Source organism: Pseudomonas sp. P9_31, from assembly GCF_034008235.1.
Classification (GTDB): domain Bacteria; phylum Pseudomonadota; class Gammaproteobacteria; order Pseudomonadales; family Pseudomonadaceae; genus Aquipseudomonas.
In genome coordinates, this window is record NZ_CP125375.1 from 4076052 (window position 1) to 4092214 (window position 16163).

13 protein-coding genes are annotated in these 16163 nt (G+C 60.7%); 6 read left to right on the plus strand and 7 right to left on the minus strand.

What is annotated here, in order from left to right:
• Positions 1-2: 2 nt before the first annotated feature.
• Positions 3-878, plus strand: coding sequence for a LysR substrate-binding domain-containing protein (locus tag QMK51_RS18095; protein WP_320391131.1), 876 nt, complete (start codon positions 3-5; stop codon positions 876-878).
• 62 nt (positions 879-940) lie between these two features.
• Here the strand turns inward: QMK51_RS18095 and QMK51_RS18100 are convergent, their stop codons facing one another.
• On the minus strand, positions 941-2272 hold the full coding sequence (locus QMK51_RS18100) for a PLP-dependent aminotransferase family protein (protein ID WP_320391132.1): 1332 nt from the start codon (positions 2270-2272) through the stop codon (positions 941-943).
• Between the two features lie 88 nt (positions 2273-2360).
• Here QMK51_RS18100 and QMK51_RS18105 point away from each other — a divergent pair, with 88 nt between their 5' ends.
• Positions 2361-3257, plus strand: coding sequence for a DMT family transporter (locus QMK51_RS18105; RefSeq protein WP_320391133.1), 897 nt, complete (start codon positions 2361-2363; stop codon positions 3255-3257).
• Between the two features lie 70 nt (positions 3258-3327).
• Here the strand turns inward: QMK51_RS18105 and QMK51_RS18110 are convergent, their stop codons facing one another.
• The 3 genes from QMK51_RS18110 to QMK51_RS18120 form a co-directional block, all read right to left on the minus strand.
• Positions 3328-4695, minus strand: coding sequence for an MBL fold metallo-hydrolase (locus QMK51_RS18110; protein WP_320391134.1), 1368 nt, complete (start codon positions 4693-4695; stop codon positions 3328-3330).
• A gap of 96 nt (positions 4696-4791) precedes the next feature.
• On the minus strand, positions 4792-5709 hold the full coding sequence (locus QMK51_RS18115) for a universal stress protein (RefSeq protein ID WP_320391135.1): 918 nt from the start codon (positions 5707-5709) through the stop codon (positions 4792-4794).
• 77 nt (positions 5710-5786) lie between these two features.
• Positions 5787-6734: a universal stress protein gene (locus QMK51_RS18120; RefSeq protein WP_320391136.1), complete on the minus strand. Its 948-nt coding sequence runs from the start codon at positions 6732-6734 to the stop codon at positions 5787-5789.
• A 224-nt stretch (positions 6735-6958) separates the two neighbouring features.
• Between QMK51_RS18120 and QMK51_RS18125 the strand changes: the two genes are divergently transcribed.
• Positions 6959-7522 carry a GNAT family N-acetyltransferase gene (locus QMK51_RS18125; RefSeq protein ID WP_258696532.1) on the plus strand — a complete coding sequence of 188 codons (564 nt, stop codon included), beginning with the start codon at positions 6959-6961 and terminating at the stop codon, positions 7520-7522.
• Positions 7523-7577: 55 nt separating this feature from the next.
• Here the strand turns inward: QMK51_RS18125 and QMK51_RS18130 are convergent, their stop codons facing one another.
• Together QMK51_RS18130 and QMK51_RS18135 are read right to left on the minus strand one after the other, a co-directional pair.
• Positions 7578-8501, minus strand: coding sequence for a universal stress protein (locus QMK51_RS18130; RefSeq protein ID WP_320391137.1), 924 nt, complete (start codon positions 8499-8501; stop codon positions 7578-7580).
• Between the two features lie 107 nt (positions 8502-8608).
• Complete coding sequence (locus tag QMK51_RS18135; protein WP_320391138.1) at positions 8609-9847, minus strand: MgtC/SapB family protein; 1239 nt, start codon at positions 9845-9847, stop codon at positions 8609-8611.
• A 260-nt stretch (positions 9848-10107) separates the two neighbouring features.
• Between QMK51_RS18135 and QMK51_RS18140 the strand changes: the two genes are divergently transcribed.
• The 3 genes from QMK51_RS18140 to QMK51_RS18150 all read left to right on the plus strand — a co-directional run bounded on the left by QMK51_RS18140 (position 10108) and on the right by QMK51_RS18150 (position 13574).
• The gene (locus QMK51_RS18140; protein WP_258696535.1) at positions 10108-11028 is read left to right on the plus strand and encodes a universal stress protein; all 921 of its coding nucleotides are present in this window, start codon (positions 10108-10110) and stop codon (positions 11026-11028) included.
• Positions 11029-11267: 239 nt separating this feature from the next.
• The gene (ftsH, locus tag QMK51_RS18145; protein WP_320391139.1) at positions 11268-13094 is read left to right on the plus strand and encodes an ATP-dependent zinc metalloprotease FtsH; all 1827 of its coding nucleotides are present in this window, start codon (positions 11268-11270) and stop codon (positions 13092-13094) included.
• 54 nt (positions 13095-13148) lie between these two features.
• Positions 13149-13574: a potassium channel family protein gene (locus QMK51_RS18150; RefSeq protein WP_320391140.1), complete on the plus strand. Its 426-nt coding sequence runs from the start codon at positions 13149-13151 to the stop codon at positions 13572-13574.
• A 16-nt stretch (positions 13575-13590) separates the two neighbouring features.
• On the opposite strand, the gene QMK51_RS18155 is transcribed toward QMK51_RS18150, so the two are convergent.
• The gene (locus tag QMK51_RS18155; protein ID WP_320391141.1) at positions 13591-15972 is read right to left on the minus strand and encodes a phosphoketolase family protein; all 2382 of its coding nucleotides are present in this window, start codon (positions 15970-15972) and stop codon (positions 13591-13593) included.
• Positions 15973-16163: the final 191 nt, after the last annotated feature.

Here is a 16163-nt window from a genome sequence, read left to right on the forward strand (position 1 = left end):
GAATGATCAAAGAACTGAAAACACTCATCGCCGTTGCGCGGGAAGGCACCTTTGCCGCTGCCGGCAACAGGATCGGGCTGACCCAAGCTGCGGTGAGCGCCCAGATGCAACGTCTGGAGGCCGAGCTGGGTTTCCAGATTTTCGACCGCAAAGGCCGCTCGGCTCACTTGAACAGGATGGGGCATCAGATACTTCTGCAGGCGCAGGAGCTGCTTCGCCTTTATGACAATCTGGGGTCCACCACGGTTGGGCTGCCAGCCAGCGTTCTGGTGAACATCGGCGCCATCGCTTCCGTGCAGCGCTCGTACTTACCAGATGCGCTCGCCAAATTTCACCAACAATGTCCGCAATGTCGAACCCGTGTGATCCCGGGTCTGTCGATGGAGTTGGTCAACCTGGTGGATGCCGGCGAGATCGACATGGCGGTGATCATTCGCCCGCCCTTCTCGCTGCAAAGCGATCTGCGCTGGACGACTCTGGCCCTTGAGCCCTACCGGCTGATCGTTCCGCGCGACGTGCCCGGAGAAGACTGGTCAGCACTGCTTTCCAGCCAACCCTTCATTCGCTATGACCGATCATCATTCGGCGGCAGGCAGGTCGATCGTTTCTTGCGGCAGATGCATTTCACCTTGCGTGAAGTGTGCGAGCTGGATGAACTGGAGGCCATTATCAAGCTGGTCGAAAATGGCGTCGGTGTAGCGCTGGTGCCGCAGACGGCGACCCATCAGAACTGGCCCGCCGGGGTGCGCGCGTTGGATCTGGGGCAACACACCTTCCATCGTGATATCGGCCTCGTCCATCGGGCTCGGCAAAGTTTTACCGAGCCAGTACGGGTATTGGCCCAACTGATCGTTGAGCAGGTTCAGAGCGGCACTTGAATCAAATCTGCACAGCCACGACAGACACTCTGTAGCAGCTGGCGAAGCCTGCGTTCGGCTTATTACGAATAAGCCCCAACCATCCACTTCACTTTTTCCAGCGCCTCGCGCAGTGCGCCCATCTCCACCGAGCCCAGCGCCAGACGAAACGCATGCGGGACGTTGGCCGAAGTGGCAAACGGTTCGGCGGTGGAAACCGATACGTTTTCCCGCCGCAACGCCGTGGCGATCTGGTCGGCCCGTGCGTCTTCCGACAAGGGCAGCCAAAGAAAATACGACGAGGGATGGCGAATGCACCGCAGCCCCGCAAGTACCTCGCCGGCCACGGTTTGCCTGGCCTGTGCGTCCCTGCGTTTTTCCGCTTCCAGTTGCATGACGGTGCCGTCGTCGAGCCATGCGGTGGCGATGGCTGTCATCACGCCCGGAGTATTCCAGGTAGTCGCTCTGATGGTGCGCTCCAGCGCGGGCACTTTCTCGCTGGGGGCGACGACGAAGCCTACGCGCAGTCCGGTGGCCACACTCTTGGAGAGCCCTGACACGTAAACCGTCCTCTCGGGGGCGAGTACCGCCAGCGGTGCGGGGGGATTCTCCGCGAGGAAAGCGTAAGCGGCGTCTTCAATGATCAGCAGCTCATGCCGACGCGCAATCGTCACCAGGTGTTCGCGTTGATCGGCACTCATCACCCATCCCAGCGGATTGTGCAGGGTCGGCATCGTGTACACGGCCCGCACGCGTCGATGCCGGCACAGGCTTTCCAGCGCCTCCAGATCAGGCCCGTGATCGAGCACGGGAATGGGCACGATTTCAAGGTGCAGTGCTTCGGCCAACACCTTGAACCCTGAATAGGTCAACGCGTCCGCGGCAATCACGTCACCGGGTTGCAACAGCGCCATCATCGTCACGGCCAGCCCCTGTTGGGCACCGTTGACGATCAGCACTTGCTCGGCCTCAACCGTCAGGCCGCGAACGCGCAGATGGCGCGCCACACAAGCGCGTTCATGCTGGCGCCCGGCGTGTGGCTGGTAGCGCAGCAGTGATTCCAGATCACCGGCCGATGCGAGCTGGCGCAGGGCATTGCGCAACAGTTCTGACTGCCCGGGAAGCGCCGGGTAATTGAAGTTCAGGTCTGTCATGCCGGCGGCAACGACATGCTGGTCGATACCCTGGTCTGGCGACCACGACGTTTCCCTGACGAATGTTCCTCGCCCCATCTCCCCGCTGACCAGGCCCATGGCTTCGAGCTCCGCATAGACACGGGTGGCGGTCACCAGGGCCAGCCCGTGCGTTGTCGCCAACTGGCGGTGCGTCGGCAAGCGTGTGCCCGGCAACAGGCGCCCTGAACGAATATCCGCGGCAAACGCATCCACCAGTGATTTGTAGCGTGAACGAGGCATGTGCAGGTGTATCCATGACAATATTTTGATTGTATCGAGTTTCGTCCATACGATGCCTCCCATGCAAGTTGCATAAAGGGGACTCTCAATGGAACGCGCATCGAACATGCAACACCACACCACGGAAAAGACTGCGAGCGGATGGCTCAACGGCTTCATCGGCGTGCTCATCTTCAGCGGCTCGCTGCCTGCGACACGGCTGGCCGTTCTGGAATTCGACCCGGTCTTCCTGACGGTTGCCCGGGCCAGTATCGCTGCCATTCTGGCGCTGTGCATGCTGCTGCTCTTCAACGAAAAACGGCCTGCCAAGCGCCAGCTTGCGTCCCTGGCAATCGTGGCCCTGGGCGTTGTATTCGGCTTTCCGCTGCTGACGGCACTGGCGCTGCAATATGTGACGTCTGCGCACTCCATCGTCTTCGTTGGCCTGTTGCCACTCGCCACCGCAGCGTTCGGTGTCTGGCGCGGTGGCGAGCGTCCCCGGCCGGTGTTCTGGTTCTTCTCGGTGCTGGGAAGCCTGCTGGTGGTGGGGTTTGCCGTTTCCCAAGGCCTGACGGCCTCTCCTGCGGGGGACATTCTGATGTTGCTGGCGATCCTGGCGTGCGGGTTGGGCTATGCCGAAGGTGCGAAGCTTTCCAAGACTCTGGGAGGCTGGCAGGTGATTTCCTGGGCGCTGGTGCTGTCGCTGCCCGTCATGGCGCCGTTGACCTGGTTGCTGGCCCCGCCTTCGCTCTCGGCAATTACCCCGCCTGCGTGGTTGAGCCTGGCTTACGTGTCGCTGTTCAGCATGTTGATTGGCTTTGTGTTCTGGTACCGCGGGCTGGCGCAGGGCGGGATTGCCGCCGTCGGCCAGCTTCAGTTGCTGCAGCCGTTTTTTGGCCTGGCACTGGCGGCCACGTTGCTGCATGAGCAGGTCAGCGTTGCCATGCTGGGGGTGACCGTGGCGGTGATTCTTTGCGTGGCCGGGGCACGAAAGTTCTCGAAATAGACGGCTCGCGTGGCGAAACAAATCGGCCAGGGGCTTTTTTTAGAGCCCCTTTTCTATAGTGGCCAGAGCACTAAAGAGGCCCCGTCAGCTCCACGCTGTCGCGGTACTCCGGCACCGAGACCGACCAGCCCAGCTCCAGGCTGATGCGCCGGCGCAATACATCCGAAGCATTGGGTTCGCCATGTACCACATAGGTGTGTTTCGGCGGCCGCTTGAAGCCGCGCAACCACAGCATGATTTCATCGCAGTCGGCGTGTGCGGACAGGGTTTCCATCGGCACCACTTCGGCGCGGATCGGCACGTCTTTGCCGTGAATACGTACCGACGGGGCGCCTGCGATGATCTGCGCACCGCGGGTGCCGCCCGCCTGAAAGCCCGGCACCAGCAGCGTATTGAGCGGGTTGGGCGCCAGCGCCTTGAGGTGGTGCAGCACCCGCCCGCCAGTGGCCATGCCGCTGGCGGCGATGATCACCGCGGGTGTGCGCTGCTGGTCCAGCTCGATGGAATCTCTGGTTGAGCGCACAAAACGCGTGACACGGCACATGCCTTCGCACTCTTCCAGGGACAACCGGTGTTCACTGCGAAAGCGCTGGTACAACCGCGTGACGTCGGTGGCCATGGGGCTGTTGAGGTAGATCGGCAGGTCGGGAATCGCGTGTTTTTGTTGCAAGCGATACAGGTGGTACATCAGCAACTGCGCGCGACCGACCGCGAACGATGGCACCAGCGTGATGCCATGGCGCAGCGCGGTACGGGTGATGACCTCGGCCAGTTGATCTTCCGGGGATTCGTCGGGATGCCGACGGTCACCATAGGTCGACTCCACCAGCAGATAATCGGCCTGCTCGATCGTCTCCGGGGCAAACATCAATGGATCGTTCGGCCGCCCCAGATCCCCGGAGCACACCAGGGTCATGCCATCAGCGACGATTTCCACGGTCGCTGCGCCCAGAATATGCCCGGCACCGCGCAACAGAATGCTCATCCCCGGGGCAATCTCGACCCGGTGGTGCAACTGCACCGGCCGCAGCAGTTTCAATGCCCGCTCAGCGTCTTGCTCGGTGTACAGCGGCAAGGCCGGGGTGTGTTTGGAGAAGCCATGGCGATTGGCGAACTCGGCCTCTTCTTCCTGCAAACGGCCGCTGTCGCGCAGCAGGATTTTCACCAGCTCACAGGTGGCTGGCGTGGCATACACCGGGCCGCGATAACCGTTGCGCACCAACACCGGCAGGTAGCCACTGTGATCAAGATGAGCGTGGGTCAGCACAATGGCTTCCAGATCGCGAACCGGCAGCTGGAACGGGTCCCAGTTGTGCAAGCGCAGTTGTTTATAGCCCTGGAACAGGCCGCAATCGATCAGCACATGTTGATCGTGATGTTCCAGCAAGTACTTGCTGCCCGTAACCGTGCCCGCAGCACCGAGAAATGTCATTCGCATGGCCGTTTCCTTGAGCATTCATGGAGCGCTATTGATCGCTCCTTTACGCTCATGGGCAGTTGATTTTTATCAACGGAGATCACACTGGTTCATCTTCTAGTCGATACGGGCCAATGGCTTGACGATCATCAGGCTGCAGGGTGACCGGTTCAATACACTTTCGGCCGTACTGCCGATGAATACATCGATCCCCCGATGGTAGGTCGTTCCCAGCACCACCATGTCGAAGGCATGTTGTTGTGCGAAATGGGCAATCACCTTGGAAGGGATACCGGGCAACAGATGACGCTGTTGTTTCTCGACTCCGTAGCGGTCGGCAAGCGCTTCAAAGGCCTCCAGCTGAGCATCGCTGACTGCGTCTCTCAAACTGCCATTCAGTGTCGCGGTCGGCACATTCACTTGCGCCTCCCCCAACTCCGACCAGCCGCTGACATTGAGCAGGTGCAAGGTGGCGCCACAGGATTCGGCCAGGCTTGAGGCAAGGTCGAGAATCCGGTCATTGAGCCCCAGGGTCAGCTCCTCCAGATGGGACAGGTCGATGGTGGCGAGTATGCTCGACGGCTTCGGATTCGCAGCATCGATGACCAGGTGCAAGGGGGCCGGACAGTCGCGCAGCAACTGCCAGTCCAGAGGCCGATGGAAGGCGCGGTCGAGCGCCGACACGCGGTGGGTGTCCTTGATCACCAGGTCTGCATGGAAGTCATTCACGTACTCCAGCAGATGCGCCAGGGTCGGTCTGGCCCACACCACCTCAGTTGTCACCTGCACGCCTTCGCATCGTTGAAACCGCGCTTGCTGCTCCAGCCATTGACGATGTACCTGCAAGTAACCTTCCCGCGCCTGAGCCATGGCCTCGTGGTCAAACAGGCCGGCCGCCGCCAGCGCCTGGACATAATCGAAAGCGACAATGTGCAGCATCGCACCGGTTGCACAGGCCAGGGCCCGCGCCCGATCGAACGCCGGGGTGCATGCCATTTCAGTTGGGGCAATCAATAGCAAACGCTGAATTTTCACCCTCACCCACCTCGTCTGGATAGCTTCAGATTGTGACTCAAGTATCGGGGGCTCTCGCCGTGAGGCTCTGATTTTTATCAACTAGTGGGCGGCCAGCCGTCGGCTTGGCGCCCGACGCTCGAACCCGGCTGCCTGACCGCCAGAATGCTGCCTGGCACCGAGTACAACGCCCGCTCGGTGTTGCTGCCGATCAAGCGGTCGATCCCCACGCGATGCACCGTGCCCATCACCACCACATCCGCCAGGTATTGCTCGACAAACTCACTGATGACCGGCACCGGCAGGCCCATGACAAAGTGCCGACGCTCCGGAGGAACACCGTAGCGATCCGCCAGGGTGATAAACGCCCGGTGCAGGGATTCGCGTAGCTCTTCGATGAAGTCCACGCCCCAACCACCGCTGACCAGCGGTGCATCACCATTGAAAGCCGGCGACAAGTCATAGGCGTAGAGCAAGTGCAACGGTGCGTCGCATTGCAATGCCAGTGCATTGGCCGTCTGGATGATGGTGTCGTTCAAGCCACTGATTTGCGTCGCCGGATCGAACGGGTCCACGGCGGCCACAACCCGGTGCGGCAGCCCGTAACGGATCTGGTTGACCAAGTGCACGGGGATCGGGCATTCGCGCAGCAGGTGACAATCGAGGGGCGTGATGAACACCCGTTTGAGCGCCGGTTCCAGGGTGACGTCCTTGATCAGCAGGTCAGGCTTGAGGTCTTCGACTGTCTTCAAGATGTCCAGCAACGGATGGGTGGTGAAGACGGCTTCAACCGTCGCGTCCACGCCCTGCCCTTTAAGCCGCTCGACCTCGTCGGCCACCCAACGATGACAGTGACGCAGATAACGCTGATACTCCGCCTCGTCGATTTTTTCTTCCCATAGATGAACAATCGGCGCTGGATCGACAAAGGCCCGCACATCCAGCGTGGCCCCGCTCGCCTTGGCCAGTGCGACCGCACGGAGCAAGGCTGGAGACTGATGCAGGGTTCGGTCGGCGATCAGTAACAAACGTTGATATTGACCCATCACACACCTCGGTTCGAAACCGGTCCTTACCCGCCGGCATCACCCAAGACTGCGCTCGCTGCCCCCTCCCCCAGGTTGATTTACATCAAATACCCGCAAATGAACGCCCTCGTGACGGGTGTCTGATCCAGATCAGATTCAAGGGCTGCCAGCGGCGTAGAAAGGAATCAACCGCGTGGCGAGTGAATACGCACCGGCCTTTCAAACAAGATGGAGGATCATCCATGCTCACTGTCAAAGACCACAATGATCGGGCCGCGGCCGTCTATGCCGCAGTCACCGGAAAGTACTGGATCGAAGCGCTCAAGGACGGCCGCCATGTGCTGATCCGGCCACTGCTGGAAAAGGACCGCGAACTTGAATACACCTTCATCAAGCGCCTGTCGCCCGAGTCCCGGCACATGCGTTTTCTCGCGCAGATCAACGAGCCCGGCGCCGCCATGCTCGATCAGTTGATGGACACCGATAACAAACAGCGCATGGCTTACATCGCGCTGGTTCACGAAAACGGCAAATTGATCGAAATCGGCATCAGCCGCTACGCCGCCACGTCGGAACATGAGTGTGAGTGCGCGGTGACGGTCGCCGATGAATGGCAGCATCTGGGCCTCGGCACCGCCTTGATGGGACATCTGATCAAGGCCGCCCGCAGAAACGGTTTTCATCAGATGTATTCGATCGACGCCTCCAGCAATACCCCCATGCGCGACCTGGCTCAAGCCTTGGGTTTTGAGAGGCACAATGATCCTGACGACAGCCGCCAGGTCATTCATCGTCTGTATATGTAAAAGCCAATCGCCCCACGACGCACCGGCAACGGCCCGCCGTGGGGCAAGTCAACGTTCAGGATTGCAACATTCTGTCGGGCTTGATCGCCAGCACACTGCAAGGGGCTCGGTGCAAGAGCTGTTCGGCAGTGGTCCCCAGTAGCTTGTTCAACCCCGAGTGCTGCACCGTCCCCATCACAATCACATCGGTGCGATGGTCCTCGGCGAACTTGCAAATACTCAGCAATGGCGAACCTTCGATGAAGTGCCGACACTCAGGCGGCACGCGGTGACGCTCGGCCAGCGCCGTAAACGCTTCGTGTTGCGCCGTGCCCATGGCTTCGTAAAGACCGGAGGCCAACGGGAGTGCGCCAACACCCATGTCCAGGGCATACACGGCCGTCCAGTCATACACATGCACCAACTCGATTTTCGCCTCGCATTGTTCAGCCAGCTTCGTTGCGGCGTCGATAATCTGGTCATTGAATACCAGGTCCTGCTCTTCGCTACGCAACACATCGACGATGGCCAGCACGCTGCGTGGCCGCGGGTTCAGGGCGTTGGTCACCAGATGCACCGGCACCGGACAATCGCGCAACAACTGCCAATCCAGCGGTGTGAAAAACACCCGCTTCAACGCCGATTCTTCCTGGGCATCCTTGATGATCAGGCTCAGCGACATCTCGTTGACGAAGTGCAGGATCTCCTCATAAGGGTGCTGCACCCACACCACCTCGCTGGTGACCTCGACGCCGTGTTTTTTCATCAATTCGGCCTGCTCGGCGAGCCATCGCCGATGGGTTTGCAAATAGCCCTCCCGGGCCTGGGCGACTTGCTCGGGGGCAAACAGGCCGGCGACGGCCAAGGCCTGCAAGTAATCGAATGCCACGATGTGCAGCGGCGATTGCATCGCGCGGGCCAACGCGGCGGCCCGGTCGAACGCCGGTGTACGGGTCATGGCTTGGGGGGCGATCAACAGTAAACGCTGAGTCTGTGACATGGGACACCTCGGCACGCGGCCATCTCGATGCAGTGAGTAGAACCCTAGAGTGATCGCAGCAGATTCAGGCGACTTGATCTTTGTCAGCTACAGCGCCCGGATGCACGTTAATGCAGCAACATGCCCGCCCACATTGCCAACGTCAGCAAGACCTGGCCGGGGATGATATACGCGGCGAACCGTCGCCCGCCGCTGACCCAGGCCACCAGGCATTTGCTCAGGGAGTTACTGCTGACGGCAACCAGCGTGGGCCCGGCAATGGCGTCGTACGGCAACAGCCCGGCCTTGGCCAGGGCGGCAATGGACGCCGTCGAAGAATGTGCATCGGCGAAACCGGCGAGCGTCGTCGTGACCATCACGCCCACTTCACCAAAGTGGCTGAGCACCATCGAAGACACAAAGGTGATGCCGGTCATGGTCAGTGTGATGACCAGGGCCAGCTTGAGGTTGAACGCACCGCCGACCTTGACCGGCCGATTGGCGCCACTCGCAGGTTGCGGGAACATCAGGCTCAGGCCATACAACGCAGTGGCGGCGGCACCACACAACAACGGTCCCCACATGTGCCTCAACAGACCGGTGTCGACCGCCCCCAGGATCAGGCCGATCTGAATGACAGTAGCCAGGTTGGACAGCATCGCTGCCGCGCTCAGGATTTTGATGTTGCCTGGCTCCTTGGCGACAAGGTGCCCCATCGCGGCGATGGTCGCGGTGCTGGAAGCGAATCCGGAGGCGATGGCGCTGACCACATAGCCGTAACGAGTGCCCAGGATACGAACGGCGATATGCCCTGTCGCCCCGACGGCCATCAGCAACACGGTCAGGGTGCAAATGGTGCGCAGATTGATAGAGGCATACGGACCGATAAAACGGTCAGGCGCCAATGGCAACACCACCAGCGCGGCGACCAACAGCACCAGACCATCGCGCATTTCCGCTTCAGTCAATTGGCTACGCGCAAAGTGGTGCAGCTTTTGACGATACGTCAGCAGCCCCGCCACCACCACGCCAATGGCAATAGCCAACTCGGGCGCGGTGCCACACAACGCCCCCAATACCAACACCATGAATAACGCCACTTCACTGGTGACACCAGGATCATTGCTCAGGCTTCGCCAGTAAGCCACGGTGACCAGCAAGGCCAGACAGATCGCCATGGCCCCCAACAACAGACCACCACCGACCTGCATCGCCACATACCCCAGCAACGCAGTGATCGCAAACGTCCGCAATCCGGCACAGGCACGACTGTCCCCCCGCCCCTTGTGCCGTTCACGTTCAAGGCCGATGAGCATGCCGATCCCCAGCGCAGCTGCCGCCCCTGCCAGGCCCAAGGTGTCGTTCATGTGAGTCCCGTCCGGGTAAGCCACAACCCCAAGACTGCGCCGGCATGACGCAGGAGAGGTTGATAATGGTCAATGTTTTGTAGATGAACACGGCGCGCCCCGCCACACGTCGGACCGCAGGCTGGTTCACTCGCCAGATTGATAAAGATCAATCCCGCCCCCCCCGGTCAGCGGCAGGATAAAAGCCAGAGGACCACTGCCCAAACGCAGGGGTGCCAGTGAGTACAGGAATATCTACGATTATCGACGGGAGTTTGGTCATGTCTGAGCAATCACGCTTCATGCTGGTCGTCTCGCCCCTCATGGAAAACAGCCCCGCGTTCGACCGCGCCGCCGCGTTGGCCAAGGCCTCGGGCGCGGCCCTGCACATCGTCGCCTTCGATTACCTGCAAGGCCTGGCAACGGCAAGCATGGTCAACGAACAAGCGCTGGAGCAGATGCGGCTCGGGTATGTCGAGCGCCATCGGCAATGGCTCGAAGACCAGGCCCGGCCCTTGCGTAAAATCGGGGTGCCCGTCACCACGGAGGTGGTTTGGGTTGAACGACCTTTGCAGGAAATCCTCATTCATCTCAAAGAACAACCCATGGCGGTACTGATCAAGGCACTGGAATACGAGTCGCTGCTGTCACGGATAATGTTCACGCCCCTGGATATCCATTTGCTGCGCGAATGCCCGGTGCCGCTGCATTTTGTCAGCCATGCGCAGCACGCGCTGCCGCGCAGGATCCTCGCCGCGGTCGATCCCTTCCATAGCAATACCCAGTACAAGGATTTCAACGACAGGATTTTGCGCGAGGCCTCAAAACTGGCCAGCACCTGTAACGCCCAGCTCGACGTGATCTACGCCCACGACCTTTCATCCCTCAGCGCGGACGAGTTCGATTTCGACAGTAGCTCGGCATTGTTTTCTTCAGGCAAAGCCAAGACGCTGTTCGACGCACAGGCCGATGCCTTCCGCGAACTGGCCGAACGCAATGGTATCGCGCCGGAGCAACAGCACATGATCATGGGCAACCCAACCAAGGTCCTTGCCCAATACGCCGATGCCTACGACATCGACGTGATTGTCATGGGCCGGGTCGGCCACCGGGGCGTGGGTCGACTGGTGGGCAGCACGGTGGAACATCTGCTGTACAAGATGCCGTGCAGTGTATGGGTGGTTTCACCTGAGGAGCTGTAGAGGGCTGTTTCGTAAAGCGGCTGGAGGGCCGGTACCCGTCAGAGTGGGTCTTCAACGCGGCAGGGGCAGCTTGGCGCAGAGCGCCATCCGCAAGGGAGAAGCTGAAGCAGGCTATCTTTAATAAATGGGCCGGCCGCCGGTTTATCGATACAGGGTTGATGCAACTCAATGATTTTTCATCGCCCGTGCGGGCGCGGCCCGTTGTGAACGACCCTGCGTTCCCACTCTGAGCCAAGGCCATGAAAAAGAACGACCAGTGGAACCTGTCCTACTTCGCGATCGCTTTTATCATTCTGAGCCTCGTGCAGATGTTCTATGTCGAGCGCCAGGCCGTGCAGCCCCTGCCCTACAGCCAGTTCATGCAATTGTTGAACGAGCAAAAAGTCAGTGACTTGCAGATCGACAAGGACCGGATCAGCGGCAAATTGGTGGAACCCATCGACGGACGCGACCGGTTCTCCACGGTGCGGGTCGATCCGTCGCTGGCGACCGAACTCTCCCAATCGGGCGTCGGTTTTACCGGAGTCAACGAAAACACCTTTATGAACAGCCTGTTGGGCTGGTTGTTGCCGTTCATGATGATCATGGTGTTCTGGCATTTCCTGTTTCGCGGGATGGCGGAAAAACAAGGCCTTGGCGGGCTGATGAATGTCGGTAAGTCCCGGGCCAAGGTCTTTGTCGAACGCGACACCGGGGTGACCTTCGCCGATGTCGCGGGCATCGACGAAGCCAAGGCCGAACTGGTGGAAATCGTCTCGTTCCTCAGGGACAAGGCCCGATACGCACGCCTTGGCGCGCACATCCCCAAGGGCACCTTGCTGGTGGGCCCGCCAGGCACCGGCAAGACCCTGGTGGCCAAGGCCATCGCCGGTGAAGCCGGTGTGCCGTTTTTCTCGATTTCGGGGTCCGAGTTCGTCGAAATGTTCGTCGGGGTCGGTGCGGCACGGGTCCGCGACCTGTTCGAACAGGCCCGGCAGGCGGCACCCTGCATCATCTTCATCGATGAACTCGACGCACTGGGCAAGATGCGCGGCATCGGCGTGTTAGGCGGCAATGACGAAAAAGAACAGACCCTCAACCAGTTACTGGCCGAGCTGGACGGCTTCGATCCCCGTGAAGGCGTGGTGTTGCTGGCCGCCACCAACCGGCCTGAGGTCCTCGATCCGGCGCTGTTGCGGGCCGGCCGCTTCGACCGGCAGATTCTGATCGACCGCCCCGATCGCAAAGGGCGGCAGGCGATTCTTAAGGTTCATCTGAAGAAAATCACCGTGGAACCAAGCCTCGATAGCGCGCGTATCGCCGAAATCACCACCGGTTTCACCGGCGCCGACCTGGCCAACCTGGTGAACGAAGCAGCCATCGTCGCCACCCGGCGCGGCGCCGATGCGGTCAGTCTGGACGACTTCACCGCGGCGGTGGAACGCCTCATCGCGGGGCTTGAACGCAAGAGCAGCCTGCTCGATCCCGACGAGCGCCGGGTGGTGGCCTATCATGAGATGGGGCATGCCCTGGCCGCCAGCAGCCTGCCGGCCATGGACCCGGTCCATAAAGTCTCGATCGTGCCCCGCGCCATCGGCTCGCTGGGCTATACCTTGCAGCGACCGACCGAGGATCATTTCCTCATCAGTTGCCAGACGCTCAAGGACCGGATCGTCGTGCTGATGGCCGGGCGCGCCGCCGAGGACCTTGTCTATGGCCAGATTTCCACCGGGGCCGCCGACGACTTGGGTCGCGCGACCGATATCGCCCGGCAACTGATCACCCGCTTCGGCATGAGCCCCGAGCTCGGACAGTCGGTGCTGGAGAAGCAAACCCCAACGTACCTGGGAGATCGCATGGCCACGATGGGCGAAAAGGATTATTCGGAACAGACCGCTCGGGAAATCGACCTGGGTATTCGTGCCCTGCTCGATGAAGCCTACCAACGGGCCAAGGCTCTGCTCCAGAGTCGTCGGGCCGACCTGGACGAAGGTGCTCGCCTGTTGCTGGAAAAGGAAACCCTCACGCCCGAGGAGTTTCCACCGCTGATGCCATTCAAGCCCACCCCGGCATTACCGGCACCGTGACGCACCGATCAATCGCCCGCAGATTGCCCCCGCCCTTATCGCTGAAGGCTCATCATGTTCGCAGTCACGCTAATCAACACGTTGGTGGTGGTCGTCACGGTGGTGATCCATTACGAATGCCTGCTGCGCCTGAACGATTGGCTGCCCAGGCTCAAACTCTGGAGTCGCTTTCGGATCGTCGTCGGGGTGTTCGGCGCGATGCTGGCCCATGCGATAGAAGTCTGGTGTTTCGCGCTGATCTATTACCTGCTGATCCGCTCCGGTGAATGGGGCAGCCTGAGCGGCAATTTCGACGGCACGTTCATGGACTGCGTGTACTTTTCCTTCACCACGTTTACCACCATCGGTTTCGGCGACATTTCACCCATGGGAAACCTCAAGTACCTGACCGGGCTGGAGGCACTGACGGGGCTGGTGCTGATCTCCTGGACCGCCTCGTTTCTGTTTCTGGAGATGCAGAAATACTGGAAGAGCAAATAGTGCCCGGCGCCTGCCGTCAACCCCGATTGTCCGGTGCAGGCGTCCATTGCCACTGCATCACTTCAGGCATGTCCTGCCCGTGTTCGATGAGGTAAAGCTTGTGTTTCTCCATCGTCGCCCAATAGCGCGCCCGGGCAGTCTGGAGTTGATCGTGCAGCCGGGGCACGCGCTCGATGACATCCAGGGCCAACTGATACCGATCCAGATTATTGAGCACCGCCATGTCGAACGGTGTGGTGGTCGCCCCCTCGTCCTTGAACCCGCGAACATGGAAGTTTTCATGATTGGTGCGCTTGTACAGCAGCCGGTGGATCAGCGCGGGGTAGCCGTGGAAAGCAAAGATCACCGGCCGGTCGACAGTGAACAGTTCATCGAAGGCGCTGTCGGGCAAACCGTGGGGATGGTGGTACGACGGCTGCAGGACCATCAGGTCGACGACATTGATCACCCGCACCCGCAAATCCGGCACGTATTCGCGCAGCAAAGTGACCGCCGCCAGGGTTTCCAGGGTCGGAACGTCGCCGGCACAGGCCATCACCACGTCCGGATCGCTGTCATCCCGGCAGGCCCAGTCCCAGCGCCCGATACCGGCCTGGCAATGACGAATGGCGGCATCGATGTCCAGCCACTGCCACTCCGGTTGCTTGCCGGCCACGATCACGTTGATGTAGTTACGGCTTCTGAGGCAGTGATCGGCCACTGACAGCAGGCAATTGGCATCGGGCGGCAGATAGATCCGGACCACGTCCGCCGTTTTGTTCGCCACCAGATCGATGAAGCCAGGGTCCTGGTGGGAGAAGCCATTATGGTCCTGGCGCCAGACATGGGAGGTGAGCAAATAGTTGAGCGAGGCAACGGGTTTGCGCCATGGCACTTCGGCGGCGGTTTTCAACCATTTGGCATGCTGGTTGAACATCGAGTCGACGATGTGGATGAACGCCTCGTAACAGGAAAACACGCCGTGCCGGCCGGTCAGCAAATAACCTTCGAGCCAGCCTTCGCACACCTGTTCGCTCAGAATCTCCATCACCCGGCCATCGGTCGCCAGGTTGACATCATCAGGCCCCAGCGGCTCCATCCACGCCTTGGCACTGACTTCGTACACCGCATCCAGCCGGTTCGAGGCGGTTTCGTCCGGGCCGAACAGGCGAAAATTGCTCGACGTCAGATTGCACTTCATCACGTCGCGCAAAAACCGGCCCAGCACCCGCGTGGCCTCTGCCCGCAGGCCACCGGGCGCCTCGACGTTCACCGCATACTGGGTGAACCGTGGCAGATCCAGCGCGCGCAACAGCAGCCCACCGTTGGCGTGGGGGTTGGCGCTCATTCGCCGATGACCGGTGGGCGCCAACGCGGCGATTTCGGGCAGCAAGGTGCCATTGGCGTCAAACAATTCGTCAGGTCGGTAACTACGGAGCCATTCCTCCAGTTGCCGCAAATGCTGCGGCTGCTGGAAGTCGGCCAAGGGCACTTGATGCGCACGCCAAGTGCCTTCGACCCGCAGGCCATCGACGAATGTCGGCCCCGTCCAGCCCTTGGGCGTGCGCAAGATCAGCATCGGCCACAGGGGCCGCTCCAGCGTCCGGGACGGCGATCGTTGACGCGCGACCCGCTGAATCTCACGAATCTCCAGCACCATGGTGTCCAGCGTTCTGGCCAGGGCTTGATGAACCTCTGCCGGGTCATCGCCTTCGACAAAATACGGATCGTAGCCGTAGCCGTACATCAACGCCGACAACTCCTCCTCGCTGATGCTGGAGAGCACCGTGGGATTGGCGATCTTGTACCCGTTCAAGTGCAAAATCGGCAGCACGGCGCCGTCACGCGCCGGGTTGAGGAACTTGTTGGAATGCCAGCTGGCCGCCAGCGTCCCGGTTTCCGCCTCGCCGTCGCCAATCACACACGCCACTATCAGGTCGGGATTGTCGAACGCGGCACCGTAGGCATGGGCCAGGCTGTAGCCCAACTCGCCCCCTTCATGGATCGACCCCGGGATCTGCGCCGACACATGACTGGAAATGCCGTAGGGCCAGGAAAACTGCCGAAACAGTCGGGCCAGGCCGTTGGTATCGCGCCCCACCGACGGGTAGAGCTCGGTGTACGTTCCTTCCAGGTAGGTCTGCGCCACGATGGCCGGTCCACCATGCCCCGGGCCGGCGATGAAGATCATGTTCAGGTCGTAGGCCGTGATCAGACGATTGAGGTGCGTATAGATCAGGTTCAACCCCGGCGTCGTGCCCCAGTGCCCCAGTAGCCGTGGCTTTACATCCGCCAGCGTCAGCGGCACCTTCATCAGCGGGTTGTCCTTGAGGTAAATCTGCCCGACCGCCAGGTAATTGGACGCTCGCCAGTAGGCATCCAGCCCTTCCAGTTGCTCGGCACTCAGAAATTCGCTCATGACGTCCTCCGCCAGGGCCTCGGTAAACCGCAAGGCATGCGTCGATTCTGGGACTCTGCACCGCGCAGCACTTGATTTACATCAAGTCTCGCGCCGCCCGTCCCGGCTCAACGGGGACAGGCCTTTTCCCGCTCATCGACTCCATCTGTAAACGCCCGATTGAAACGGTGATCCGAACTATGCTTTAAGCC